The organism is Paenibacillus sp. SEL1 (assembly GCF_054602535.1).
In genome coordinates this window covers 1,769,430-1,794,008 of record NZ_CM137723.1, presented here as the reverse complement: position 1 = coordinate 1,794,008, position 24,579 = coordinate 1,769,430, and the positions used below count along the sequence as shown (strand labels likewise).

Below are 24,579 nucleotides of genomic sequence, written 5' to 3'. Positions count from 1 at the left end.
AAGAAAAGGACGGAGCTGATGGCCACCGTCCTTTTTGCTAATAAGGTATATCGTTCGGGTGTTTTAGATACGCTCTGCTTCACCCATTGCCTGAATGAAAGCTCCGATACCTTTGGGGTCGTTGGTTATAATCGGCTCACTGATATAGTAAGCGAAGGTACCGTCCCGACGATCTTTGCCACCCAAACCGCTTACTTGCACCGTTTTGTTCAGATTCACGAGTCCTTCTTCAGTGATCGTGATAAATTCATCGATAATACCCTTACGGATGATTTCTGCCTCTTGACGATATTGCTCTGGCAGATAGCCTTTGCGAACGCCCTTGGCAATAGCATAGAGAATCATGCAGGAAGCAGAGGCCTCCAGATAGTTGCCTTTCACATGGCCCAGGTTGAGCACTTGATAAAAGACTCCACTTTCTTTATCACGCACTTTCAGCAGGGCTTCCAGTGTTTCCGTCAGCATATCAATCAGGACGGGACGGTCTGCATGATCCTCTGGAATATAGTCCAACACGTCAACGAGTGCCATAACGAACCAACCCATCGAGCGTCCCCAGAAATTTTTAGAGCAGCCTGTTTCCGGGTTGCACCAATGCTGCTCACCCTTCTCATCCCAAGCATGGTAGAGCAGACCTGTTTCAGGATCACGCGTATGTTCGTAGCAGAGCTTGAATTGCAGGGTCACATCGTCAAACTCTGATGGATCTCCGAATTCGCGGATGAATTCAGCATAGAACGGGGCACCCATGTACAAGCCGTCGAGCCAAATTTGATACGGATAAATTTGCTTATGCCAGAATGCGCCCTCGCTTGTGCGTGGGTGTTTTTCCAGCTGACTGCGTAATTGGTAGGCTGCCTTTTTGTATCGTTCATCTCCTGTGGCACGATACAGCGAGAAGAGCAGCTTGCCGTTATTCACGTGGTCAATATTGTACTCATCTACTTTATAGCGCTGAATTACGCCATTTTCGTCAACAAAATGGTCCATATGTTTTTTTATAAATTCCATGTACTTGGGATCGCCTGTCAGTTCGCCAACCCATTCCAGACCTCTGTAAATGACACCGTGGTCATATTCCCATTTTTCATAAAATTCCGGGCTCCGTTGCAGAACGGAATCGCTCATACGTACAGCCCAAGAATCTGTTTTTGTAGGACTGGTGGTTGGTTGTGATGTTGGATTTGCCATGATACAGTCACCTCTTTAGTAAATGTTTAATCTGTAATTGTTATTGTTGTTACATAGATGGAGTGTGTGTCTTAGGGTCAGCGGGTTTGTTCTTGAAGCCCACGTTATTGTTACCCCAGCACCGATCGTAATGGAAGCCTGTCAGTTCCTCGAATACCTTCCGGGCTTCCGGTTTGGCTGATTTCATGGAGCCACCGTTTTTGAGGCGGTCAATTTCGGCGATTAGCTTCTTGTGGCTGTCAATATCCAGCTTCATCACGACAGAAGCAATCATACCGATGATCGCGAGAACGATAGTACCAACCACGAGTACATAAAAGATGGCGTGCTGAGCAGCGACGGGCTGACTATCAGCCCCGGATACAAAGCCAAAATGCTGTAACACCCAGCCGAGAATGAAGACGACAACGGCCCGCACCATTTTTCCGGCAAAAGTCATCATACCTGCATAAATACCTTCCCGGCGACGGCCGGTCAACGCTTCATCCACATCGGCAAGGAACGTGTATTGATTCCAAGGGATGTAGTAGACGCCCCCAGTACCAAGCCCCATGAACAGGGTGATGACATATAGCCATACCATCGTATTCGAGGCTCCCGTTATATAGAGCAGGCCATAACCTGCTACGCTAAAGCAAACGACAACGAGTGCGGCGATGAAAGGCATACGGAACCCTTTACGCACGCAGAATTGGATGAAGAAATAGGTAGAAATCAATTGAATGACAGAGTTAAAGCTGTTCAAATTGGATACCATCTCCGAGCTTTGGAACAAGGAGAAGACAATAAAGTACGTAAAAGCAGAAGTAAACAGCCACTCAGCTGAAAAGCCGCCCAGGTACATCCCGAGATGATGACGGAACGTCTTGACTCGGAAGGTAGAGGAAATGTCAACAAACAACTTTTTCATCGAATCTATGAAGGAAAGCGGAGCTTCACCTTCCAGTTCCTTTTGCAGTTCCTCACTTGGACGTTCCCAGGAGTTTTTGTACAAGAATGCCATCGCAATCAGCAGAATAGCTGCAAAAACGAGACCGGTATAAAAGAAAGGCAATGGAGAGTCTTTGCCATACTCGGCAATAAAGCGACCAGGGATAAAAGCGGCAGCGAAATTGGCAATTTTGCCAAACATAGCCTTCCATCCAGTCAATCTGGAGCGTGCGCCGAAGTCCCGTGTCATCTCTGACGCTAGTGCTTCATACGGCACCATGACAGAGGTATACACCAGTTCAAACAGCACGTACGTACTCAGGTAATACCAGAAGCCCAACCCATCTACCCAAAGCATCGGATACACGAGCATCAGCGGGATACCCATCATGATGAAAAAGCGTCGTCTGCCGAATTTACGGCCCAAGCGGGTCCGGTGAAAGTTATCGCTGATAAAGCCCATGACCGGATTGCTGACTGCATCTATGATGCTGGCAACAGAGAAAATGGCCGCGGCCTGAACGGGAGACAGTCCGCAAAAGGTTGTATAAAAGTACATTAACCATGCACCGCTAATAGCAAGTGCGCCACTTCCTAGCATGTTACCGCTTCCATAGGCGAGTGTATGTTTCAGTGTGATTCTTCGTTCCATGATCTGTTCACCTCATATTTTGTCTGGTTATGAGGACAATCACCGGTCGCTATATTATGCAAAATTGTCTGAGTTGGTAGATGGGCCAGGGCGTCCTGATTAGGCGAGGCTTTTAACGTGCCCCTATATTTTTTCCGCTCGGAGTACCCGAGCCGATCAGATCGCTTCCTTTGGCCAGCTTAAGGAAATCACCTAGCTGGATGGAACCGTCTGCACTTCGAGTGATAGAAGGCGTGAGACTAACAAAGTCGTCTGCACTGACTACCAGACCATTGGCATTCGTCGATTTTTTGTTTTTCCACCAAACGCTAGAGTTGTCTTGATCTGTACCGCTTGTTTTGTCACTGGCGCTTCCCTCAAAGGAAAGATTGTTTATGAACACGTGATCACCCTTGTCAAAAGCAAAATTACTTTGTCCATTGTCCCACGAAGTATTATTGGTCAACGTAATGCTGCCGGGGTTGCTATTGTAGGTGAAGCCGTGTTTTTTGTTTTGGAAAGCAATACTGTTTTTCACAATATGGTTGACTTTGATTTTGTCTCCACCCAGCTTAAAGCCGTTGCCGTCGCTGTTCGCGGTAGACGTTCCATCTGCGGTCTGCCCGTTGTGGTGGGCCACACTGTTCAAAATGGTTACTTCGCCGATGGGACCCGTTTCGGTTTTGCTATACAAATCCCAGCCATCGTCTACGTTGTACGCAGCCAAGCAGTTATCAAACACATTGCCTGATCCCACAGTCAATTTGGCAGCGAAGCCATCGGCATCCTCACCATTATCGGGATCAGCGTTATCGTGAGAGTAAGAATTCAAAATCAAATTGTTCGAAGGCCACTCACTAGTGGAAGCGTTAGGGGAGTAACGTCCAAGCTGAAGTCCAGTATCCCGGTTGTGGTGAGTTTCCACGTTTTCGATTCGGTTATTGCTGCCGCCGATATAGATACCATTATCTCCGGCACCCTTGACTTCCAGGCCCTTTACCAGCCAAAAGTCTCCGTTAAGCTGAAGTCCACGATTGGCTGAACCAAAGGCTTGAGCAGAGAAATCAAGTACCGGCTTTTCACTACCGTAAGCGACCAACCCTTTGAGTGAGCCGTTATTGCCGCTATTTTCACGCTGAATTGTAACCGTTGAGGAGTAGGTGTAGTTGCCACCGCGCAGGTAAATGGTTTTACCAGGAGCAATTTGCGTAAGTGCTGCTTCGAGCGTGGTAGGACTGGATATTGTACCCGGATTGGACACGTTACCATTTGGCGCTACATACAAATCACCTGCCGCTAACGTTGTGGAGACGGTGGTTGAGTCGGTTGTACTAACTGCCTCTTCTGTGAGTGCGGAAGAAGGGATGTCGTTGGATAACGTATCTGCGTAAGCGGTTCCAATAAGGCAAGAAGAAGCAAAAACAAAAGAAACACCGAGTCTTAGAGCGTTAAAGCCGGTTTTTGGACGATCATTTCGTTTAAACATGTAATTTCCTCCTTATTTGAGCTCATATTTTAAAAGAAGATAGCATCTATAAAAGTGACTCATGCTGTCTTTCCACTAAAAACAGGACACCTCCTGGGGGAATAGATTGATCTACCATTAGTCCAAAACGCTCTAAGAAGTATATGCACAGTGTAATATATGTTAACGTTTGCATCAACAGTTTTTTACTGTTTTTTTGATATTGTGAAAAAAAGTTCACACTTTTGTTTCAACTAAAAATGTAGTTTTGCCAGACTGGGAAAATTTGATTATACTTAAACATTATACATATAATAGGAATGAAAACTGTGGGAAAGGGTGGGTTTAGCGCATGGAGAGTGGAAATCATTTGACGGATTCAACTGTCGAACAATTGCAGGAAAAGCGGCCACGAGTGAAAAATGAGATGATCGATTGGCTTAAGGCCATTATTGTAGCCATTGTGTTCGTGTTCATTATACGTTGGCTATTATTTGCGCCATTTATTGTTGAGGGAGCGTCCATGGAACCGAATTTCAAGACAGATGAACGAGTGGTCGTGAACAAGGTGATTTACGATTTTCGTGATCCCAAGCCGAGTGAGGTTGTTGTATTCCATGTGAGAAAGGAACAAAGAGACTTTATTAAACGTGTTATTGGAGTGGCTGGAGATACGATTCAGTATCAAGGCGACAATCTTTATGTGAACGGTAAGAAAGTAGAGGAGTCATACATTCAGGGAGCTATTCAGGATGCGCACGCCAAGGGAGAACTATATAACAATGTTGATTTTCCAAATGGAACCATAACCGATTCCAAGGTACCTGAGGGGTATATTTTTGTGATGGGTGACCACCGCAATAATAGTAGGGATAGTCGTGCTATTGGCTTTGTCTCTATTAAAGATATTGTTGGCCGTGCGGATGTGATTTTTTGGCCGGTGGATAGCGCACAATGGGTTAAGCATAAATAATATAAGAGCGCCTAAGAGGGGGGGATTCCTCACTTAAGGCGCTTTTTATTTTATAAACTTCGAATATTTGACTCAGCCTTTGACGGCTCCAGCAACGACGCCTTTAACAATGTATTTTTGCAGAAAAATAAATACGATGATCGAAGGCAGAACAGCCATTACCATCGCGGTCATGGCATATTGCCAGTCTGACGTATACTGTCCGACAAAGGTGTAGGCGGCCAGCGTCAGCGTTTTGGTGCTGGGTGAGCCGTTGACCATGAGTAACGGAAGCAGAAAATCGTTCCAAATCCACATCACGTCGATAATGACAATGGTGGCGGTGACTGATTTTAGCAAGGGAAAAATCACGGAAAAGAAAAGCCGGAAGCCCGAGGCCCCATCGATTTTGGCGCTTTCATCAATCTCAGCCGGAATACCTTTCACGAAGCCGTGATAGATAAACACTGCCAGCGGTGCGCCGAAGCCCCAATACAGCAAACCAAGTCCCCAAGTGCTATCTGCCAGATTTAAGTCTTTTGCCAGTCGCAAGACAGTGAGCATGATGGACTGAAACGGGATCAGCATCGGCATAATGCACAGCATGTAAATCACGGAGCTCCATTTGCTTTTGGTTCTTGCCAGCTTGTAGGCCGCGATGGAAGATATCAGTACGATACCTGCCAGTCCGACGACGGTGATAATGGTGTTATTCAGAAATAGGCGCGGATAGTCAATGAATTTCCATACATATACGTAATTATCCAGCGAAAGCTGCTTGGGCAGCGCAATAACATCGGTCATGACCTCAGCGAAGCTTTTGAACGAATTGTTAATGGCGAGAAACAGTGGGTACAAAAATAACAATGATAATACAATCATGCCCGCTTCTAGCAAAATACGTCCCGTACGGCTGCGTTGCATCAGGCTTCAACCTCCCTGCGTTTGAAAATAGACAATTGAATAATCGTAATGATCAGGACTGCAACGAATAAAATCAATGCTTTGGCTGTTCCGTAGCCATACAGATTGTTCTGGAACGTGTCCCGGTAAATATCATACGCAATACTGTATGTCGTACCACCTGGCCCACCGCCGGTCAGAGATAAAATGACGTCAAACACTTTGATCGAGTTGGTCAGTGCCATGAAGACTGAGATCGTAATGGAAGGTGCGAGCATCGGTAGAATAATACTGAAAAATCTCCGAATCGGCCCCGCGCCATCGACAATGGCAGCTTCTTTTAAATCCTCTGGCACAGATTGCAAGCCTGCAATATAAATGACCATGTAAAAGCCAATGGATTGCCAGATCGATACCGCCAAAATGGAAATAAACGCGAGCCCTTCCTCACCCAGCCAGCTTAGCTGGAAGATACCCCAGCCTGTACTGTGTCCCAGTGACTCAAAGCCTTGCATGAAGATGAATTTCCATATAAAGCCGACAATCACGAGACTGAGGATATACGGGATAAAGAAAGCCGCCCGCAGCCAAGCCGAGCTTTTCAGCTTCATATCGAGAACGAGCGCCAGCAAAATGGCCAGGACATTCACCAATACAATGTACAGAATGGCATACTTGACGGTAAACCAGGCTGCATGTGCAAAATTGGCGTCCCCAAGCAGGATTTGCTTAAAGTTATCCAGACCTACAAATTTCGGATGTTTGGATATGCCGTTCCACTTGGTCAGGGAATAGCGTATCGTCATCAAAAACGGAATATAAAATGCAATCGTAATGCACAGGATTACGGGCAGTGTGAATAAACCGAATTCCAGTTTACTGCCCTTGTCGCCCCAAGTTCCCCTTTTTTTCAGCATAACGCACCTCTTTTTCTCAACATTTTCCGCTCTTTCGCTCCAAGCTGTTTAAGATATAATGAAAGTATAGGATAGCCCCTAGGGCCGGACCAATGGATTTAAGAAAACAGTTGAGGGTAAAAATGTGTACGCTTTCAAAAGGGGCGATTATCATGATGTCAGAGCGTGTAGGAACGTTTCTTCGCTCTATGTGGAGGAGGATCACGCAAAAATTAGTGAACAAGCTCATTCTACTTTTTACCTCGGTGATTATTCTGGTGGTGGGCTCACTCACAATTATTTCCTATCAGATGATTGAAAAGGAGTCGGTTAACCATAGCATCGCCAGCACGACCAATAATCTATTGCTGGTCAATCAGAATTTGGAGGATTACTTGGAGGGAATGCAGCAGTTGGCTCTTCCGCAGCTTCGTTATAACGATATCATGAACGCCATTGCCAATGAGAATCGAGACTATGCTTCGAGAATGGTCATTGAAAATTACTTGCGCAGCATGTTTTATTCACGTAATGATCTGGAAGCGATCTATCTGTACGTGGCGGACCGACATCAATACTATGTGGTCACCAGGGAGACATACAACATTACGGTGCGCAAAGGAATAAACACGGATATTCCCAAGCTTCCCTGGTATAAAGAGGCGATGGCTAGTACCACGAACGAATCATTTCAATCCTTTGTGGGGTCCCGCTCTGATATGGGCTATGTGGCGCCACAAGCGAGCTTTATGGCATACCATCGAGTGTTGAGGTCGATTGCATCCCGCCATCCGCAGGCGGTGCTGTCTTTTTATTACAATACGAGCGCCGTGGATGAAATCATGCAGAACATTCCACTCGGCAAAGGGGATCAATTGATGCTAATGAGCCCTGAAGGGGTTCCCTTTTATGTGAACAGCTTTCCGCTATATGAGCGGATGCGTGATTCCGGAGTGTTGGCACAGATCGGCAAGGGAGGAAGCGGGCGAGTAACGTGGTCAGATAGCAGTGGGGATCAGGAGTATTTGGTCGTCTATGATGCTGGTGAAAAAGAGGGGTGGCAGCTCATTAAGCCCATCCCATACCGCCAGATTTATGAAGCAGCTACGACAACACGGAATTGGAGCTATGCCATCGGAGCTTTATTTTTAGGTGTGTCTATTATATTAGTGACACTGACCTCGAACGCTATTACCCGACCTTTACATAAGCTGTCCACCCAGATGAAGCGGTTTAGCACCGGAGATTTTGGAGCAACAGCTCCTGTGAAGGGACATGACGAGATTGCATATTTGTCGCTGCATTTTAACGAAATGGTACAAAGAACCGAAGAACTTATTAATGAGCGCTATCGCATGAAGCTGGTCGAAAAGAACGCCATACTCAAGGCGTTGGAGGCTGAAATTAATCCTCATTTTCTGTACAATGCCCTGCAAGCCATATCCACGCAGGCATTAAAGCGGGAGATGTTCGACATGGTGGATATGGTGGATGCGTTGGCCCAAACGTTGCGGTATTCCATCAACGGCAAGGATATCGTAGTTGCCCGCGAAGAGCTTAGGCACATTGAACGGTATATAGGTCTGCAAAAAGCAAGGTTCGGAGCGAGACTGCGGGTCGAAGTGGTATGGGAAGAAACGCTGATGGAGCTGCCGATTCCGAGATTATCTGTGCAGACGTTGGTGGAAAACGCTATCAAGCATGCGTTGGAAAAAGTATCAAGCGATATTCTGATCGTCATTTCAGCCGAATCGAGTTCTACAAATGCCACAATTACAGTCAGGGACAACGGACCTGGAATTTCAGAGGACAAGCTGAAAATGGTGCTGGATTCATTCCATGAAAAATGGGAAGAACGGGAGAGCGAGCATATTGGTTTGAAAAATCTGAACACACGGTTGAAGCTTTTGTATGGAGATCAGGCAGGATTATTCATACTTACGGATGAAACGGGAACGGAAATGAGAATGCAAATTCCCCGGGGAGGAAGTAGTCATGTATAACGTATTGATTATTGACGATGAGGAGCCGTTGCGCGAAGCCATTCGTATTATCGGGGACTGGGACGGTCTGGGCATCGAACATATTTATGAGGCGACGAATGGAAGGTTGGGACTGGAGCTGTTGGGTCAGCACCATATAGATGTGGTGATGGTCGATATGAAAATGCCTGAGCTGAACGGTATCGAATTTCTTCGTGCCATCGAAAAGGCATATCCCCACCTGCTGACGATTGTCATTAGTGGCTACAATGACTTTGAATTTACACGGCAGGCGATTCAATCCCGGGTGGTGGACTATCTGCTCAAACCTATTAATCGTCACGATCTGAACCAGGCACTGCGCAAAGCAGTGGACATTCTGGAAAGTCGAGAGCAAAGCAAAAACAAGTTCATTAGCCAGAACATTACACTGAATATGTCACTGCCGAAGCTGAAAGAGAAGTTATATTTGTCCATTTTGGACGGTAGCTTTAAAAGACAGGCCAATACAGCGTTGCTCCCATTGATCGGAGCGGATCAGCCGGGGAATCGCTTTGGGGTGATTGTGCTGCGGCTGCTGAACAGGGATGAGATTCGCAGGACGCGTTTTCATGGCGATGCCGATCTGATGGATTTTGCCGTGACCAATGTGTTAGCTCAGACGTCAGATGAACGGTTGAGTTGTTTTAGCTTCTTCCATCCGCGACGGGAGCGTGAGGTCGTTTCGATCTGTACCTTGGCCCCAGGACAAGAAGAACATATGGCCTTACTATTGGCACAAGTGACACAGAAGGCGGTGGCGAATCTGCATGGGCTGTTCAGTATGGTGGTAGTTGCCGGATTGGGTAAGCTCTGCACAGATGTATTGGAGCTAGCGTCTGCTTATATGGATGCCAAGACGCTCATTCACAGCACGGATGTGTTGAAGCTGGAAGGGGAATCCATTCTTCATACAGTGCCACGGCAAATGGGTACGTTAGAGGAAATGTCATGGACGGAGCGACTGTTGTCGATCCAAAAGGATGCTCAGACAGGTCAGGCGAACCGGGCAAAGGTACTGCTGGGCGATCTGCTGAAACAATTGGCATCAGGCCCTATTTTCCGTTTACAGGATGCGGATCGAATGATGAACGAGTTCCATTTTTTACTGAGAGAAGCTGCGATTGAGTTAGGTGCGTCTACGTCAGCGTTGAATCAAGATGGAGCTTTGAAAGAACTGGAGCACGCGGGGGAAAGCGATTTGTCTGCTGATTTTACGAGCTTTGTCCACTACGGTCAGAGATTGAATCGGATGCTGGAGCTTTACATTGCTGGGGTCCAACATGCTCAAGCGGGGAACCAGCCCTTTGACATAACGGATATCAAAAGGCACATCGACCGTTATTATTTTGAGGATATCAAAATTTCGTTTTTTGCCGAAACCTATTTCTTGAGTCGGGAATACCTGATGAAGCTGTTTAAGCAGCAGTTTGGTTACGGTATTCACGAATATGTACAGAAGGTTAGAATGGACAAGGCGAAGGAGCTGCTGGGTGATTCTAGCCTGAAAATACAGGAAATCTCGGATATGCTCGGCTACAAAGATAAAAATTATTTCAGTAAGGCTTTTCGTAATTATTATCAGGTGTCACCGTCTGAGTATCGCGTGAGCCTGCAATAAACCACTTTTTTACCCTTAACGCTTCACTAATCTGCCTTTTTAAATTGGAGTATATTTTTTAGAATGAGCGCATGGACGTTGATCACAAACAAATGGGGGAGTATCCATGTTAAAGAAGATGATGGCGTTATCCGGCAGTTTGCTTTTGACGGTCGGTTTGTTGAGCGGATGTGGAAGCAGCGGCGGCACGGATGCGTCGAAAGAAAGTGCTGGCGGCAAAGAAGATTTGAAAACGGTTACAATAAACATGTTCACAGCTTCACCAGAGTATACCGATGCTTTTAACGCGTATATCGAGGAGTATAAGAAGGTCAAACCTAACGTGAAGATCAATCTGGAGATCATGCAGGCAGACTACAACACGATTCTGAAGTCGAAAATAGCCTCAGGTAGTACACCGGATGTATTCCAAACGACGGCAGGAGGCGACATCGACACGTATGCGGATTATAGCGCTGATCTGACCAATGAGCCGCTGGCAGCAGCCATGACGGATGCTGTTCGAGCGAATATGAGCTCCAGTGACGGCAAAGTGCTGGGACTCCCGGTAAAAGGGAACCTGTTTACGCTGATTTACAATAAGGATTTGCTTACCAAGGCTGGGATAACCTCCCCGCCGAAGACGATTGCAGAAATGCAGGATGCGGTCACCAAGCTAGAGGCGAAGGGCATTACTCCATTTGCCAACGCATATAAAGAGTGGTGGGTATGGAAACATATCTTCCAACACTATGTAGATGCTGCCGCGCAGGATGCAGGCGTGGAACCGAAGCAACTCGTTAGTGATTTTATCGCAGGCAAAGCAAAAATCAAGGACTACCCCGTGCTGTACAATAACTTCTTTAACTTCATTGATTTGACGGTGAAACATGGCACAGATAAGCCACTGGAACGGGACAGCAATGCGGAAGTAAGTGATTTTGCATCCGGAAAAGCTGCGTTTATGACCGGTAAAGGTGCATGGGATGAGGAAGCAATCAAGAAAATTAATCCTGATCTCAAGATTGGCATCATGGGATATCCGGTGAGTGACAAAGCGGACCAATCGGTCATTATTACCGGTGCAGATCAGGCGCTGCGTATCAACAAGGATTCCGAAGTATCCAAGGAAACAATTGAATTTTTCAACTGGCTGTACACTTCGGAATACGGTAAGAACTGGTTCTCCCAGGTAGCGAAGGTGATTCCTCCAATTAAGGATGCACCGCTTCCTGATCTGGAAATGCCTAAGGAAATGGAAAGTATTTTGAAAACGTCGAAGTCCGGTGATCTGTCTGTTAACTACTCGCTGGATACGTTCCACCAAAAATTTGGTGAGCTGATGCAGGCATATATCAGCGGTAACATGAACAAGGATCAGGCGGTTGCAGAGATTGAGAAGGCATGGGTACAATTAGGTTCAGCACAATAAGATTGGTATTGCAGAGGCGTCCGTAAGGGCGTCTTTTTGTGTTATAGCTAGGAGGCGGAAAGGGGATGGACAAAAAAATATTTAATAATATTTAAATATTTACTTGCAAAAAGTTATTGAGTTGTGGATAATAGGTTGTGTGCAATATATCTACACCATACAACATACATAATGACTGCAAGTTGCAAATGTGAGAGATCCCCCGTTGGAGGGAATCTCTTTATTCCGTTTGGACTATGCCGATTATGCCTATAATAGACCGTGTTAATTTGGAGCGTATTTTTAGTTATGTGGTAGAGATGAAAAAGGAGATGAGCGTTTTGAAGACTTCGTTGTTTACGCCGTATACAATCAAAGATTTGGAATTAAAGAATCGTGTGGTGATGCCCCCGATGTGTCAATACTCGGTGACAGCCAAGGACGGGATTCCGAATGATTGGCATCATGTCCATTACCTGAGCCGAGCTATTGGAGGCACGGGCCTGATTATTATAGAAATGACGGACGTGGAACCGGATGGACGGATTACAGATTATGATCTGGGTCTTTGGTCAGACGAGCATGTCCCAGCTTATAAGAAGCTGGTTGACGGCATTCATGCGCACGGGTCCAAGGTAGGCATCCAGATTGCTCACGCGGGCCGTAAAGCTGAGGATGCAACTGAGCCAGTTGCTCCTTCCGCGATTGCATACCCGGATGCGAATTATAAACAGCCACGCGCGCTTACGACGGAGGAAGTCCGTGGCATGGTGCAAAAATTCGCAGACGCTACCCGGCGTGCAGTTCAAGCGGGCGTGGATACGATTGAACTGCACGGGGCCCATGGTTACTTGATTCACCAATTCCATTCGCCAGTTACAAACAAGCGGGACGACGAGTACGGTAAGGATTTATCCCGTTTCGGCGTTGAAGTCATTCAGGCTGTACGCAAGCAAATGCCTGCGGGTATGCCGTTAATCTTACGCATCAGCGCGGTGGAATACGTAGATGGTGGGTACGATGTGGATCATGCCATTGAGCTGAGCCGTGCATATCAGGCGGCAGGCGTAGACGTGATCCATGTTAGCTCGGGCGGGGAAGGCCCTGCTGGCGCCAGAAAGCCGGGCAACTATCCGGGCTATCAAGTGCCGTTCGCACGCCAAATTCGCGAGGCACTGAACATCCCGGTGATTGCTGTAGGCTCATTGGATGACCCAGCCTTGGCGCAGTCCATTATCGGCAACGAGGATGCCGATCTGGTCGCTGTGGGACGCGGATTGCTGCGCGATCCATATTGGGCGATTCATGCAGCAGTGACGCTGCGCGGCGAGGAGCCTTCCATACCTGAACAATATCAACGTGGCTACTGAGGCCTAAGTAATCCCACGTTGTTTATATATAAACAAGGCACCTGCAACGAAGTGTACGCTTCGTCAGGTGCCTGTTTTGTTTTATGGACAGATGGTACAGTGTAAGCAATCTTACACGTAGTAGTGGTTATATTTTGTATACTTGTATTATTTAGTGATTAGGAGGTTTGAAAGTGGAATATATTATCGAAACGAAAAAGCTCCGCAAACAGTTTGGGGGGGCTGTAGCTGTAGACGACATATCCTTACATGTGGAGCGTGGCAGTATCTACGGTTTCCTCGGTGAAAATGGAGCTGGTAAGACAACCACTATCCGCATGCTAATGAGGCTAATTGAGCCTACAAGTGGGGAGGTTTTTTTATTTGGCGAGCGGCTGGAGAAAAACTATCCTTCTATTTTCTCGAAAATAGGTACAATTATCGAAACGCCTGGTTTATATGAAAATTTGAGCGCACGCGACAATCTAAGAATTTGCTGTATGTACATGGGGGTGCAGGATGATGGGAGAATTGAACGAACATTAACTACTGTGGGATTAGAGCATACCGGCAAAAAAAAGTTCAAGAATTTTTCCCTAGGAATGAAGCAAAGATTAGGGATTGCAAGGGCGCTTGTTCATGACCCTGAGTTGCTTATATTAGATGAGCCGACGAACGGACTGGACCCATCTGGAATTAAGGAAATTCGTCAGCTATTGAAGCGGTTGTGCGAGGAAGAAGGAAAAACGATTCTTATTTCCAGCCACATCTTGAGCGAAATTCAGCAGTTAGCTACACACATCGGGATTATACATAATGGAAAACTGTTAGCGGAAGATCGTTTGAGCCGATTAGAGGAAGGTTTTGAGCAATATACAGATGTAAAGGTAGACGATGCAGAAGCAGTGCAAGCATTTCTGCAAGAACACATGAAGCAACTTCAATCTAAGGTGATATCCCCACAACAACTAAGAATTCATAGTCAGATTGAGAATACAGCTGCGTTAAATAAGCAGTTAATAGATCATCAGTTTTCAGTCTATGAGATACACACCACAAAGCAGACACTGGAGGAGTACTTTCTAACACTCATTTCAGAAGAGGGTGAGCGGCATGATTAGAGCAGAACTTATTAAGCTTAAAGGCTCTAAAGCCTTCTTGTTGAGCTATATTATATTACTGGCTGTTGTACTGTTGATGTTTGGATTGAGCGCTATTTTTTACAGATATTCAATTGATAATCTAGGTTGGGACTACTATTTTACAAATATTGTTTCCTTGGTCAATATTGCAGCCGGATTTATCAGCTATTACATTTTAACGGGTCATATTTTTGCAAGAGAGTATCAGGAAAACACGCATCTGTTTATGTTTACCACGCCTGTCACCAGGGTTAAATTTTATTTTAGTAAATTGATCCTTATTTATGGATTTATAATGGTGTCCTTATTTTTCGTGCTGTTTTTGTCTGCATTATTAGGCATGCTCATTACAGATCGACCTTTAACGATGGCTATCTGGGTATACCAAATCCAAGTGTTTGCTAAAATGTGTGTGATGCATGCGATGTTAATCCCAATCGCCTCTTTTTTTGCTATACGCTGGAAGAGCATCATGGTGGTTGTACTCGTAGTTTGTACTGCAATATTTTTGAATTTTATATACAAAAGTGAATGGTACCCTTGGATTGTGCCCTATCTCTTATCTCCTAATGAAAGAAATGCGACTATACCTACCAATGTTTCAATAGCATGGCTCAGCTTATCCGTGATCTTTCTTCTTGGATTGTTTTTATCCATATGGACATATCAAAGAAAAGACTAATGGAGAATTTAAATTGAAAGGAGGGATACTATGCTTGCCCTGTTCAAAGCAGAATGCTTGAAGCTAAAAGGAACCAAAATTCTTTCTCTAAGTGTGTTTATCTTAATTGTAACCGTATTTTTAACTTTTAGTACTTTCGCTGTAAGTCCCAAGTTTTCCTTGGAGCGTAACGGATGGAATGAATACTTTATGGATTTGGTATCCTCCATTAATTTAATAACTGGATATATGAGCTATTACATTTTGACCTGCTATATCTATGCGAGAGAATACCAGGAGAACACTCATATTGCACTGTTTACAAACCCAGTTCGCCGAACTCGGATTTACTTCAGCAAGCTGCTCGTTATCTATATGTACATCGCTGTTAGCCTGCTGTTAGCATTTGTGCTATCTACAGTATTGGGTACGTTTATTACGACCAGACCGCTAACCTTTGAAATTGTTATGTATCAGCTTGGGGTATTTGCTAAGATGATTCTTATGCACGCTATGCTCATCCCGATCATCACATTCTTTGCTATTCGCTGGAAAAAATTTGTACCCGCCATTATTGGGATGTGTACGGTTATGTGCTTAAATTTTGTTTTGATTAATACACCGGGGAATACCTTTTATCCATGGACAGTGCCGTTATTGTTTTCTCCCCATGGACAAATGGGCAGAACACTCACGTATGTTCCTGGAGGGGTCATCAGTATTTTCTTTATATTTGTGCTGGGACTTTTTTTAGCGTTGCGAAGTTATGTTCGTATAGAAAAATAAGTAGAGTATAACAAAAAGAAATAGACCGCCCTGGAGAGGGAAACACGGTCTATTTCTAATAGCTAGCCCTTTTCAGCCGACCGCTCTTCAAAGCGGCTGTTGCCAAGAGTAGGGATGTTACCAGCATCCTTGCTCTTTTTTTAGTATATCCTTCTATCATTTATTTCAGCACATCTGAATATTCGGTGTAACTTATTTGGTGAAAACTTTAACTTCCTTTGGAGCGAGAGTCACGGTGATCGAACCGTTGTTAATCTGAATGGAGTCGTTGCTCAGCTGGTTGGTCAGACGGGTACCGTTGGACAGATTGTCGAAGTTGCCAATCGTGCGAGTTTGACTGCTCCATGAGTTGTTGATAAGTACGATGGCCTCGTCGCCGTTTTTAGAGCGCTGGAAGCTGTAAAAGGAGTCGTCTACCCATTTTTCCTTTTGGCTCCCGTTTTGCAGGGCAGGGTGGCTGTTGCGCACACGGTTCAGCTTAGCGATGTACTGATACAGATCATGATTGGCGTTAAACACAACGTTTTCCCGGTTAGCAGGATCATCTCCGCCACTAAAGCCTTGCTCGGTGCCTTGATAGATGATAGGAATCCCGCGTGAGGTCAAAGTAAAGCCTAAGGCAGTTTTGAGCTGTGGCCATTTGTCATAGTTAGCACCCGGCTTGCCGGAGGCGTCATTCAGGAAACGTTTTACATCATGATTGTCGATAAATACACCGTTGGTCTGGGCATCGCGATAGTAACGATCATCGGAGTAGCGCTCCTTGATTTTTCTCATGGATTGATCGTGTCCGAACACGTCCTTGATTGTATAATACATCGGAAAATCTAATGCGGCATCGAGATATCGGGTGTAATCCCCCACATAAGCAGGGTCGCCATGGAAAATTTCACCCATGGTGAAGGTATTGGCGGCTTGGTCAAAATCCTTCAGGAACCCTTTGGGTACATGCTTCACAGTGTCCACCCGCAGTCCGTCGACCCCCGACTCGTTCAACAGCCATTTGATCCAGTTTTTGAGCTCATTTGCTGTTGCAGGGTTGTCCTGATTCAGGTCATCTAATCCAGCCACATCACCGTTTTCGATTTTCGATTGGTTGTTGGAGCTGTAGTCTGCTCCTGTGATGTCGCCATTGTGATGATACCAATCTGCTTTGTCAAAGGGAGCCTTGGCGATGCCGTTCCCAGGTTGAAAATCGCCGGTGTGATTGGGAACTACGTCCAGCATAACAGCGATATTTTTGTCGTGTGCCTTACCAACCAGCTCTTTGAACTTGTCCATGGTACCGAGATGTCCGTCTACCGCATAAAAATCATACGTATGATAGCCGTGGTAAGCGTATTCGCTCTTTTGCATCGTTACCGGAGTAATCCAAATGGCAGTAAATCCCATATTTTTAATGTAGTCGAGTTGGTTAATAATACCTTGAAAATCGCCGCCATGCCACTTGCGCTGATCGCTGTTGTTGGAATTGAAGCCACCGTAGTTATCGTTGGATGTATCTCCGTTGCTGAAACGGTCTGTCATGATAAAATAAATGCTCTGTTTGCTCCAGTCTGTGCCAAGGGGAGTGGGCTTGGAGAGGGTACCCGGATCTATAGAGGTTAAGGCGCTCGAAAGCGCCTCCGTTTGAGCAGTTACTTCAACTCCGTTAACATTGGATGTGTAGGTAGAAGTGCTTACGTTTAAGGATACACCCGAAAGTTTTTCTGTTTGGATAGGCCCTGCCACTTCGTTGAGGTCGGTTGTGTAGGTGGAAGTCACTACGCTGACGGCACTTCCTGAAGGTGCCCCCGTTCGGATAGATCCTGCAGCTCCGTTCAAGCCGGGTGTGTAGGTAGAAGTTCCCGTGCTGAAAAGGTAATTTTTCGTGTTGTTGCTGTCCCAGCTGTTATTGCCGTCGTTAAAAGCGGCTTCCAATTGGGCGGCAGAACCGATATCGACGGTAATTTTGGCATAGCCGCTAATTTCGGCATCCTGCATTTTCACACCCGGTGCAGCAGTCCAGCTACCACCAGCCGGACGGTAGTGAATGTAAGGCGAGTTAAAGCCTTTTTTGTAGTATACCGTTACCTTGTTAGTTGTACCGCCGCCATCCCCGGGAATCGTACCCGCTGGAGCGCCAGATGTGATCGTTCCCGCATTGCCGCTGTTACCGGGCGTGTACGTAGAAGTGCCCGTGCTGAAGGAGTAGTTTTTGGTGTTGTTGCTGTCCCAGTTGTTATTGCCGTCGTTAAAAGCGGCTTCCAATTGGGAGGCAGAACCGATATCGACGGTAATTTTAGCATAGCCGCTAATTTCGGCATCCTGCATTTTCACACCCGGTGCAGCAGTCCAGCTACCACCAGCCGGACGGTAGTGAATGTAAGGCGAGTTGAAGCCTTTTTTATAGTATATCGTTACTTTGTTGCCTGTACCGCCATTATTGTCAGGCTTGGCTTTGCTGATGATATATTGTTTGAATCCACTCAACTCACCGGTTGGTGAGCCATCATTGTTGACGAGATTATTGATGCGCAATAACGTAAACCCGTGATAACCGAACTTCGTGATTTTCTCCTCGATTTTTTGGAAGCCGCTGCCGCCTGTCGGGAGTGCATTTTCACCATTCAGGCGAACACCCTTGGCATTCGCGATGGAGGAGACGGTATCAACCAGGGTGGACGGCAACGAATAATTCGGTGCTGTGCCACTGTCACTCATCTCCAGGCAAGTAAATGTCAAGTCTAGATCGGCATCCTTGAATTTCTGAATGAGACGGTTGTAATCATAATATCCACCCGCTTGTTCTGTGCTGTGCGGCATGGCAGGATTGTTCATCTGCCAGTGCAGACCGGAAATCTTGGCTCCGATACGGACACCGAACACAGAATCGAAGTTTTTGTGTGCAGCTGCTCCGATGACGCCCAGATGCTTCTCAAGCACACTTTGGTACCACGACAGAAAATCCTTTCCATACGTGGAATTATATCCCCCATTCGTGTAAAATCCGTCCCCATCGGTCGGCGGATTGATTTGGCTAAGGCTACTCAGCTTGGTACCCCATGCTGCATTAATCTTGTCCATTGATCCGTACTTTTCATTCATGGCCGTGCGGAACGCACTTTTAGCTGTTTCAGTGTAGGCTTGGAATTTGCCCCGTGCAGGATAACTCCATCCCGCTGCCGGATAGTATGAAGGATATCGCAATTCTCCAGAGGGCCCACCGCTTAAATAAATTTTGGGAATGATGCTTTTGTAGCTAGCAAAGGTTTGAGCAAATGAGGCATATAGCTCGTCATATTGTTTACCAGTCCCGTTCCATAATGGAGAGAGGGCTTCGTTATTGGCAAAACCGCTTTCGTCCTTGAACTGCATTTCATCTGCACTGCCCTTGCTCGACAGCCAGCTTGGCAGTGGGATGTTGCAGTCATCTCCCACATTTCCTCCACACTTATGCGTTGAGATGATAGGAACCCACTTCAGTCCCGCTTCTTTCACGGCATCTGCATAGGTCTTGTAGTAGCTCCAATCGAACTGGTTGTCTCCTGCGCTCTCCACATAGCCCCACCAGACGTCGGTAGTGATGGCATGCACGCCATTGTTTTTCAACGTTTGCAGTTGCTTTTTAAAGGAACCCCAGTCATTAATTTTCGCCAGCGGTCCCATAACGGAAGCCTGAAAATCATCTGCAACCGCAGCGCTCGCCGTATTAGAGGGTGAGCCAATGAAGGCGGTCAGAGACAGCACAAGGCTCAGTAGAAGCATACACCCTTTTTTCCATAGACTTCGATACAAGGTCAAACCGATCATCCTCCCCAAAGCATAGTCTAATTCGACAACATTTTGTAAACGTCTACAAAAATAGTATAAAGCAAGCGGTTGCATAAAAAGAAGAATTTATTGCACACTCAGAGTGGACAAATATGACATTTTACGTAAGCAACCGTGTGCTTAAAAGTTTCCAGGCAAAAAAATAAGGCATAGGTCTGAGTAAGACGCATGCCTTTTAATGATGTGTGGATAGACAATGCCAGTATAGGAGAAGGCGAATCTAGGCGTAGAGAAGCCTTGTTCCAGTCTGTATGAAAGTATTGCCGAGGCAACTTGCTTAATAAATAGGGCGATCCTTCTGGTCGGCAATGCCACTTTTACGGTAGAAATACGTATTGATCCGATCCCGCCATTCTTTGGCATGCTCAGTCTGATGCTCCAGCCGCTTCAGAACCTGTTCATACATGGCATCACTCAATTGCCCTCGTAGACTAACCCATGTGTCTCGGAGATGGGCCGCACGTTCTGCACCTTCAAAATGGGTATCATAAATGTGCTGTATGACAGTTTGACCGGAGTGGAGCAAGTGTGTATAAGGAACATGGTGAAAGAATAAAAGCAGCTCATCCGGGCAGGTGTCCGTAGATTCGTAGATATTAGTATTGGGAGAAAAATATTGTCCTGCATAGCCCGTTCCGGTTGCGGACGTGCGATCTACCCCGATCCCCCGGCAATCAGCAAAATGGTAGGTGCCCCACATAGAATATTCGTACCCGTCTACATCCGGCCCATAGTGATGATCGGGACTGACCATCCAGCCGACCCCGAGAGGGGCGGTGTAGGATTCGTAGATATTCCATGAATCGAGCAGCATCTGCTTAATGGTAGAAATTAAATCTGTGTCGCCGTCGCTATTCCCTTGTCTGCCAAACGTCAGCCGAACCCACTCATCAGCGATTTCGTCTGCGGACAGGTCCGGGTCCCAAGCCAACCGACCATAGCCATAAAGATTGGATTGGGCGAGCAAATGTCCGGTCCAATTGGTGTCTGCACCGATATTGGATACAGCGGCTATTCCATAGTTGGTATGCTTGGGAGAATGCAAAGCGCCACTCACGATACGCTTGATGGTGGAGCCTTTTCCTCGGGCGTAGGTGTCAAAATCCAATACCTCTTTCCATTGCGGAACAAGGTAACATAGATGTTTCTGTTGGCCGGTGTACTCTTGCGCAATTTGAAATTCCAGCAGTACCTGAGTGGATTCCAGCGCACCGAACAGGGGGGAGACAGGCTCCCGCACCTGAAAATCCATGGGACCATTTTTGATCTGTAAAATGACATTTTCCCGAAACAGCCCATCCAGCGGTTTAAAATGGTCAAAGGCTGCGCGGGCCCGATCCGTCTTGCGATCGCGCCAGTCCTGCTTGCAGTTGTAGACAAAGCAGCGCCAAATCACGCGTCCGCCATAGGGCTGCAATGCATCTGCCAGCATATTGGCTCCATCGGCGTGATGGCGTCCGTAGCTGAACGGTCCGGGCCGATTTTCGGAATCGGCTTTGACCACAAAACCACCCAGATCAGGAACGGCGGCGTAAACTTCCTGGGCTTTGGTCTGCCACCATTTAGCTACAGCGGGTTCTAAGGGATCGGCCGTGGTTAACCCGCCGAGCTGAATAGGACTGGCATAGTTAATGCTCAAGTAGATCTGTATGCCATAGGCGCGAAACACCGCAGCTACTTTAGCCACATCCGGTAGGAATCTATCTGCGATCAGCTCGGTTTCTACCTGATGGACATTCACATTGTTGATGGATAGCGCTTGAATGCCTACAGAAGCGAGTAGACGGGCATAGTCACGCAGGCGCTCCATATTTGTAGTAAAAGCATTATTGTCGTAGAAAATAGATCCGCCCGCATATCCACGTTCAACACTACCATCCATGTTATCCCAGTGGTTGATCATGCGGATGGGATTAACAGGGTTGGATAATTGGTCTAGAATGGGGGCGTGCAATGATTCGGTGGTGGGCTTCAACTTCCCATCTAGTCCTCCCTGTAGGTAGCGCAGCAGATGAAAGACTCCGTACAATACGCCTTTGGAGGTCTGCCCTGCGACTGTAACGTATTGTCCTTTGAACTCATCGTTACCATGCGAAGCTGAATATGCTGGATCTGGCATCTCTATCCCGCGAATTCGGTAGCCTTCTGCGCCCACTTCTGCCTGTTCCTCTGCGCTGAATCGTTCTGCGACCAAAGGATGCGCTGGGAACGTACCCAGCGCAATGAATGGCGCATTCACAGGAACGGCGCTGATCTTCGGCTGCTGTCCAAACATGGAGGTCAATCCGTGCTGAAGCTCACTCGCAGCCGATTGAAGCACTTCATCTGTCTCATGGACCACGATGAACCTGCACCAAGCGGGTAGCTTTTCTACCTTACTATTGCGGCTGTAATGCAGCCAAGCCGCATAGCCGCTCTCTTTTGGCATATCCATAAGCTTGCTCATATTGGAGCCTCCTTTTGGGCAGGTGAAGATGATCCTCAGACATGCTGTTTCTGATCCTGACTCATATGCTCAGGGAGAGTCAGACGGTTGCCGTTGCCTTCATACAGCCACAAAATAGCAGTAACTCCGCGTGGATAGTATTTGCTGCCGTGAGCAATACCGGAGAGTATCTGATCACTCCAGCACCAATAGGATTCTTCAGGGTGAAGGAGCCATGAGACGTGGGCAGCGTCTGCGGCCTGCCCTGCTTCTTCCCAAGGCAGTTCCAGCAGCTCGCGGGCAATAAACTGTGACAGATAGATTTTGCTCAGCCAGGAGTTGTTACTGGTCGAGGACAGCTTCCAGCCTCCGTCTTCAAACAGACAAACTCCCGGTACCAGTACAGTTTCCAAATGGCGCCGCAGTGCTTGAATATATCCACCGAACCGTCCATCAGGCTTAAGCGCAGCCTCACATCCTGTAAAGTAAGGGAAGATCAGCCCCTCAATGGCAGGAATAATCTGCGAGTCATTGCCTTCCTTAATAACTGCAGGAATATAGCCCTTGTCTGTCATATGTGCTGTGATTGCTGCTGCGCATTTGTCCGCCTGTAAGCCAGCCTCCTGTGAGAGGGAGTTAAGCCCTTTTGAGGCAAATATTTTTTCCAGTGCAACATATACCGCCCAGCATTTGCTGCCTAGATAAATGTTGTTGCGGGACTGACCCAGAGATACGTCCAGACTGTCGTAGGTCGTAATTTCTGCGCCTCCCCGGGTTCTAGAGCTGTCCAAGCCCATCAAGCCGTTTCGTTGTGCCGGGTCGGGGTGATCCCGCCGTAGCATGCTTTCGAAGCAGTCACACAAGACAGGCAGCATGCGTGTTGTAAATGACTGATCCTGTGTCTGCTCGATATATACCGTAGCGCAGCAAAGCCAGTTCACCAGCTCCTCATGGCTCATGTAAGAGAAGCAGTCGTCAATCCCTGCCAGCTCATAACAGGAGTATCCCTGCCGGGAGAACACGTTGGCCACGCCCATATCATGCGTAAACGTGATACCACCCGGATAGGTCTGTTCCTCTCCCGGAAAGCGTACCTCATCCCGATAGCTGTACCTTTGGACAAACCACTCCAGCTCGTTGCGCACCGTCCATGGATTTAAAATCAATTCATAGTAGAGCTGATCTGCCGTCAAATCGAGTGTATTCATCATCCGATACTCGCCTTCGTTCACAACCCAGATCGGTTCTCCATCCGCTTGGTGACTAAGCAGTTGGGTGCTGCCGTAGTAGCTGTGGATCGCCTGAGCGAGCATAAATTCCTGATCCGGGCTCAGGTTGGCCGACTCCATCCAGCGATTAGCCTGAACACAGGCTGCGGTGAGGTCTGTAAAATGCTTCAATGCATAGCTCCCCACGTCTTCAATATCCTTGAACAGCCGGGTATAGTAATACGATGCTTCGATGCCTGTCGTTACGATGCCGCCGCGATAGAAGCATATGGCGAAGGTATACGTGCGCTTCTCACCTGCGGGAACGTCCATCAGAAGCGCACCCGTCACGCCCAGGCCAAAGGATAAATTCTCGGCCATGGTCTCCCCAAGCAGCTTCTCCATTGCAAATCCGCTGGCAGGTACTGCTTCGCTGCTGTTGGTCACAATGGCTGTGCTGCGCCCTTGGCCGATGCCTGTGAGTCTTCTCTCCAATGGGGTAGAATCCGTAGCGTCCCTGCGCGGATCTTCTCCAATAATGCGTATGCCGCTATACGGATCACTGCCCTGATAGCCGAAAAAAGCTTTTCGCGCTGCAGTTCCTTGCGTGTTATCGACGGTTAGCTCAGCGAATACCGCCGGAACCAACGCTGCTCGCAGCTCATCCATACCCGCGGTTCCCGGCTCGGGCACCGGGCGAACAGGAGAGTACAGTCGGAACGTCAAATCACCAGCCCGCCATGTATCCGTTCCTGCTTTTAGCTCACGGGTAATGTCTGAATCGGCAAAGGCCATAAGCTGTGGTTCCGTTCGTTTACCCTTTTTCTCCACGTCGTAGCGGGCACTTTCATCCTGTGTGGATGCAAAAAAGGGAAGCGCCTCGTATGATCCGCCATCTCTGGATTGCAGCCCAATATATACATTTTCATCGGCAGGCTTGCCCAGCTCCAAACCGAGTCCGCCGCGATTGCCCTTAAACCCAAGCGTAAAGCTGGAAAAAGAACCGATAGGTGCATGCTGCGTGTTATAAAATATATTTTTCGACATATAATGAAACCCCTTTCATAGTAAGGTTTAACTTTGACTAACTTCACTTAGAGCCTAGCATGTCAAATGGCGGGGAACCATTGTCAAATCGCTCAACTATTTATCCAAATCGCGCTGAAAGCGATATACTGGAGTATATCCATGTAAG

General features: G+C 47.0%; 16 protein-coding genes. 8 read left to right on the top strand and 8 right to left on the bottom strand.

All coding sequences use genetic code 11. The features are described from left to right. Window positions 1–63 precede the first annotated feature (63 nt). The 3 genes from ACYCSE_RS08230 to ACYCSE_RS08220 form a co-directional block, all read right to left on the bottom strand. Window positions 64–1,191: a glycoside hydrolase family 88/105 protein gene (locus ACYCSE_RS08230; protein WP_103047202.1), complete on the bottom strand. Its 1,128-nt coding sequence runs from the start codon at window positions 1,189–1,191 to the stop codon at window positions 64–66. Window positions 1,192–1,240: 49 nt separating this feature from the next. After that, entirely contained in the window at window positions 1,241–2,773 is a 1,533-nt protein-coding gene (locus ACYCSE_RS08225; RefSeq protein ID WP_061829521.1) for an MFS transporter, read from the bottom strand. A 112-nt stretch (window positions 2,774–2,885) separates the two neighbouring features. Then, on the bottom strand, window positions 2,886–4,238 hold the full coding sequence (locus tag ACYCSE_RS08220; protein WP_452567746.1) for a right-handed parallel beta-helix repeat-containing protein: 1,353 nt from the start codon (window positions 4,236–4,238) through the stop codon (window positions 2,886–2,888). Window positions 4,239–4,569: 331 nt separating this feature from the next. Between ACYCSE_RS08220 and lepB the strand changes: the two genes are divergently transcribed. Continuing rightward, the gene (gene lepB / locus ACYCSE_RS08215) at window positions 4,570–5,190 is read left to right on the top strand and encodes a signal peptidase I (RefSeq protein WP_452567745.1); all 621 of its coding nucleotides are present in this window, start codon (window positions 4,570–4,572) and stop codon (window positions 5,188–5,190) included. 72 nt (window positions 5,191–5,262) lie between these two features. On the opposite strand, the gene ACYCSE_RS08210 is transcribed toward lepB, so the two are convergent. Both ACYCSE_RS08210 and ACYCSE_RS08205 read right to left on the bottom strand, forming a co-directional pair. Further along, a complete protein-coding gene (locus ACYCSE_RS08210; protein WP_013312583.1) occupies window positions 5,263–6,093 on the bottom strand; it encodes a carbohydrate ABC transporter permease in 831 nt (276 codons plus the stop codon). After that, entirely contained in the window at window positions 6,093–6,989 is an 897-nt protein-coding gene (locus tag ACYCSE_RS08205; RefSeq protein ID WP_134904268.1) for a carbohydrate ABC transporter permease, read from the bottom strand. Before ACYCSE_RS08205 ends, ACYCSE_RS08210 begins: the two co-directional genes overlap by 1 nt. A gap of 122 nt (window positions 6,990–7,111) precedes the next feature. Here ACYCSE_RS08205 and ACYCSE_RS08200 point away from each other — a divergent pair, with 122 nt between their 5' ends. The 7 genes from ACYCSE_RS08200 (at window position 7,112) to ACYCSE_RS08170 (ending at window position 15,938) form a co-directional block, all read left to right on the top strand. Beyond that, the gene (locus ACYCSE_RS08200) at window positions 7,112–8,971 is read left to right on the top strand and encodes a cache domain-containing sensor histidine kinase (protein WP_459701993.1); all 1,860 of its coding nucleotides are present in this window, start codon (window positions 7,112–7,114) and stop codon (window positions 8,969–8,971) included. After that, window positions 8,964–10,610 (top strand): response regulator, encoded by a 1,647-nt coding sequence (locus ACYCSE_RS08195; protein WP_459701992.1) that lies wholly within the window; start codon window positions 8,964–8,966, stop codon window positions 10,608–10,610. Before ACYCSE_RS08200 ends, ACYCSE_RS08195 begins: the two co-directional genes overlap by 8 nt. Before the next feature lie 106 nt (window positions 10,611–10,716). Continuing rightward, window positions 10,717–12,021 (top strand): ABC transporter substrate-binding protein, encoded by a 1,305-nt coding sequence (locus ACYCSE_RS08190; RefSeq protein ID WP_459701990.1) that lies wholly within the window; start codon window positions 10,717–10,719, stop codon window positions 12,019–12,021. A 320-nt stretch (window positions 12,022–12,341) separates the two neighbouring features. Continuing rightward, the gene (locus ACYCSE_RS08185) at window positions 12,342–13,370 is read left to right on the top strand and encodes an NADH:flavin oxidoreductase/NADH oxidase (protein ID WP_459701988.1); all 1,029 of its coding nucleotides are present in this window, start codon (window positions 12,342–12,344) and stop codon (window positions 13,368–13,370) included. 173 nt (window positions 13,371–13,543) lie between these two features. Then, entirely contained in the window at window positions 13,544–14,470 is a 927-nt protein-coding gene (locus ACYCSE_RS08180; RefSeq protein WP_459701987.1) for an ABC transporter ATP-binding protein, read from the top strand. After that, on the top strand, window positions 14,463–15,173 hold the full coding sequence (locus ACYCSE_RS08175; RefSeq protein ID WP_322171904.1) for an ABC transporter permease: 711 nt from the start codon (window positions 14,463–14,465) through the stop codon (window positions 15,171–15,173). The genes ACYCSE_RS08180 and ACYCSE_RS08175 overlap by 8 nt, the downstream gene beginning before the upstream one ends. Before the next feature lie 30 nt (window positions 15,174–15,203). Next, a complete protein-coding gene (locus tag ACYCSE_RS08170) occupies window positions 15,204–15,938 on the top strand; it encodes an ABC transporter permease (RefSeq protein WP_459701985.1) in 735 nt (244 codons plus the stop codon). Between the two features lie 192 nt (window positions 15,939–16,130). Here ACYCSE_RS08170 and ACYCSE_RS08165 read toward each other — a convergent pair whose 3' ends face one another. The 3 genes from ACYCSE_RS08165 to ACYCSE_RS08155 form a co-directional block, all read right to left on the bottom strand. After that, window positions 16,131–19,721: a family 14 glycosylhydrolase gene (locus tag ACYCSE_RS08165; protein ID WP_459701984.1), complete on the bottom strand. Its 3,591-nt coding sequence runs from the start codon at window positions 19,719–19,721 to the stop codon at window positions 16,131–16,133. A 307-nt stretch (window positions 19,722–20,028) separates the two neighbouring features. Continuing rightward, window positions 20,029–22,197 (bottom strand): alpha-glucuronidase family glycosyl hydrolase, encoded by a 2,169-nt coding sequence (locus ACYCSE_RS08160; RefSeq protein ID WP_459701983.1) that lies wholly within the window; start codon window positions 22,195–22,197, stop codon window positions 20,029–20,031. A 35-nt stretch (window positions 22,198–22,232) separates the two neighbouring features. After that, window positions 22,233–24,431 carry a glycoside hydrolase family 52 protein gene (locus tag ACYCSE_RS08155; RefSeq protein WP_459701982.1) on the bottom strand — a complete coding sequence of 733 codons (2,199 nt, stop codon included), beginning with the start codon at window positions 24,429–24,431 and terminating at the stop codon, window positions 22,233–22,235. Window positions 24,432–24,579: the final 148 nt, after the last annotated feature.

Excerpts from the sequence above, each read along its gene's own strand:
- ACYCSE_RS08230 (WP_103047202.1), bottom strand. The coding sequence starts at position 1,191 with ATGGCAAATCCAACATCACAACCAACCACCAGTCCTACAAAAACAGAT.
- ACYCSE_RS08225 (WP_061829521.1), bottom strand. The coding sequence starts at position 2,773 with ATGGAACGAAGAATCACACTGAAACATACACTCGCCTATGGAAGCGGT.
- ACYCSE_RS08220 (WP_452567746.1), bottom strand. The coding sequence starts at position 4,238 with ATGTTTAAACGAAATGATCGTCCAAAAACCGGCTTTAACGCTCTAAGA.
- lepB (WP_452567745.1), top strand. The coding sequence starts at position 4,570 with ATGGAGAGTGGAAATCATTTGACGGATTCAACTGTCGAACAATTGCAG.
- ACYCSE_RS08210 (WP_013312583.1), bottom strand. The coding sequence starts at position 6,093 with ATGCAACGCAGCCGTACGGGACGTATTTTGCTAGAAGCGGGCATGATT.
- ACYCSE_RS08205 (WP_134904268.1), bottom strand. The coding sequence starts at position 6,989 with ATGCTGAAAAAAAGGGGAACTTGGGGCGACAAGGGCAGTAAACTGGAA.
- ACYCSE_RS08200 (WP_459701993.1), top strand. The coding sequence starts at position 7,112 with ATGTGTACGCTTTCAAAAGGGGCGATTATCATGATGTCAGAGCGTGTA.
- ACYCSE_RS08195 (WP_459701992.1), top strand. The coding sequence starts at position 8,964 with ATGTATAACGTATTGATTATTGACGATGAGGAGCCGTTGCGCGAAGCC.
- ACYCSE_RS08190 (WP_459701990.1), top strand. The coding sequence starts at position 10,717 with ATGTTAAAGAAGATGATGGCGTTATCCGGCAGTTTGCTTTTGACGGTC.
- ACYCSE_RS08175 (WP_322171904.1), top strand. The coding sequence starts at position 14,463 with ATGATTAGAGCAGAACTTATTAAGCTTAAAGGCTCTAAAGCCTTCTTG.
- ACYCSE_RS08170 (WP_459701985.1), top strand. The coding sequence starts at position 15,204 with ATGCTTGCCCTGTTCAAAGCAGAATGCTTGAAGCTAAAAGGAACCAAA.
- ACYCSE_RS08160 (WP_459701983.1), bottom strand. The coding sequence starts at position 22,197 with ATGAGCAAGCTTATGGATATGCCAAAAGAGAGCGGCTATGCGGCTTGG.
- ACYCSE_RS08155 (WP_459701982.1), bottom strand. The coding sequence starts at position 24,431 with ATGTCGAAAAATATATTTTATAACACGCAGCATGCACCTATCGGTTCT.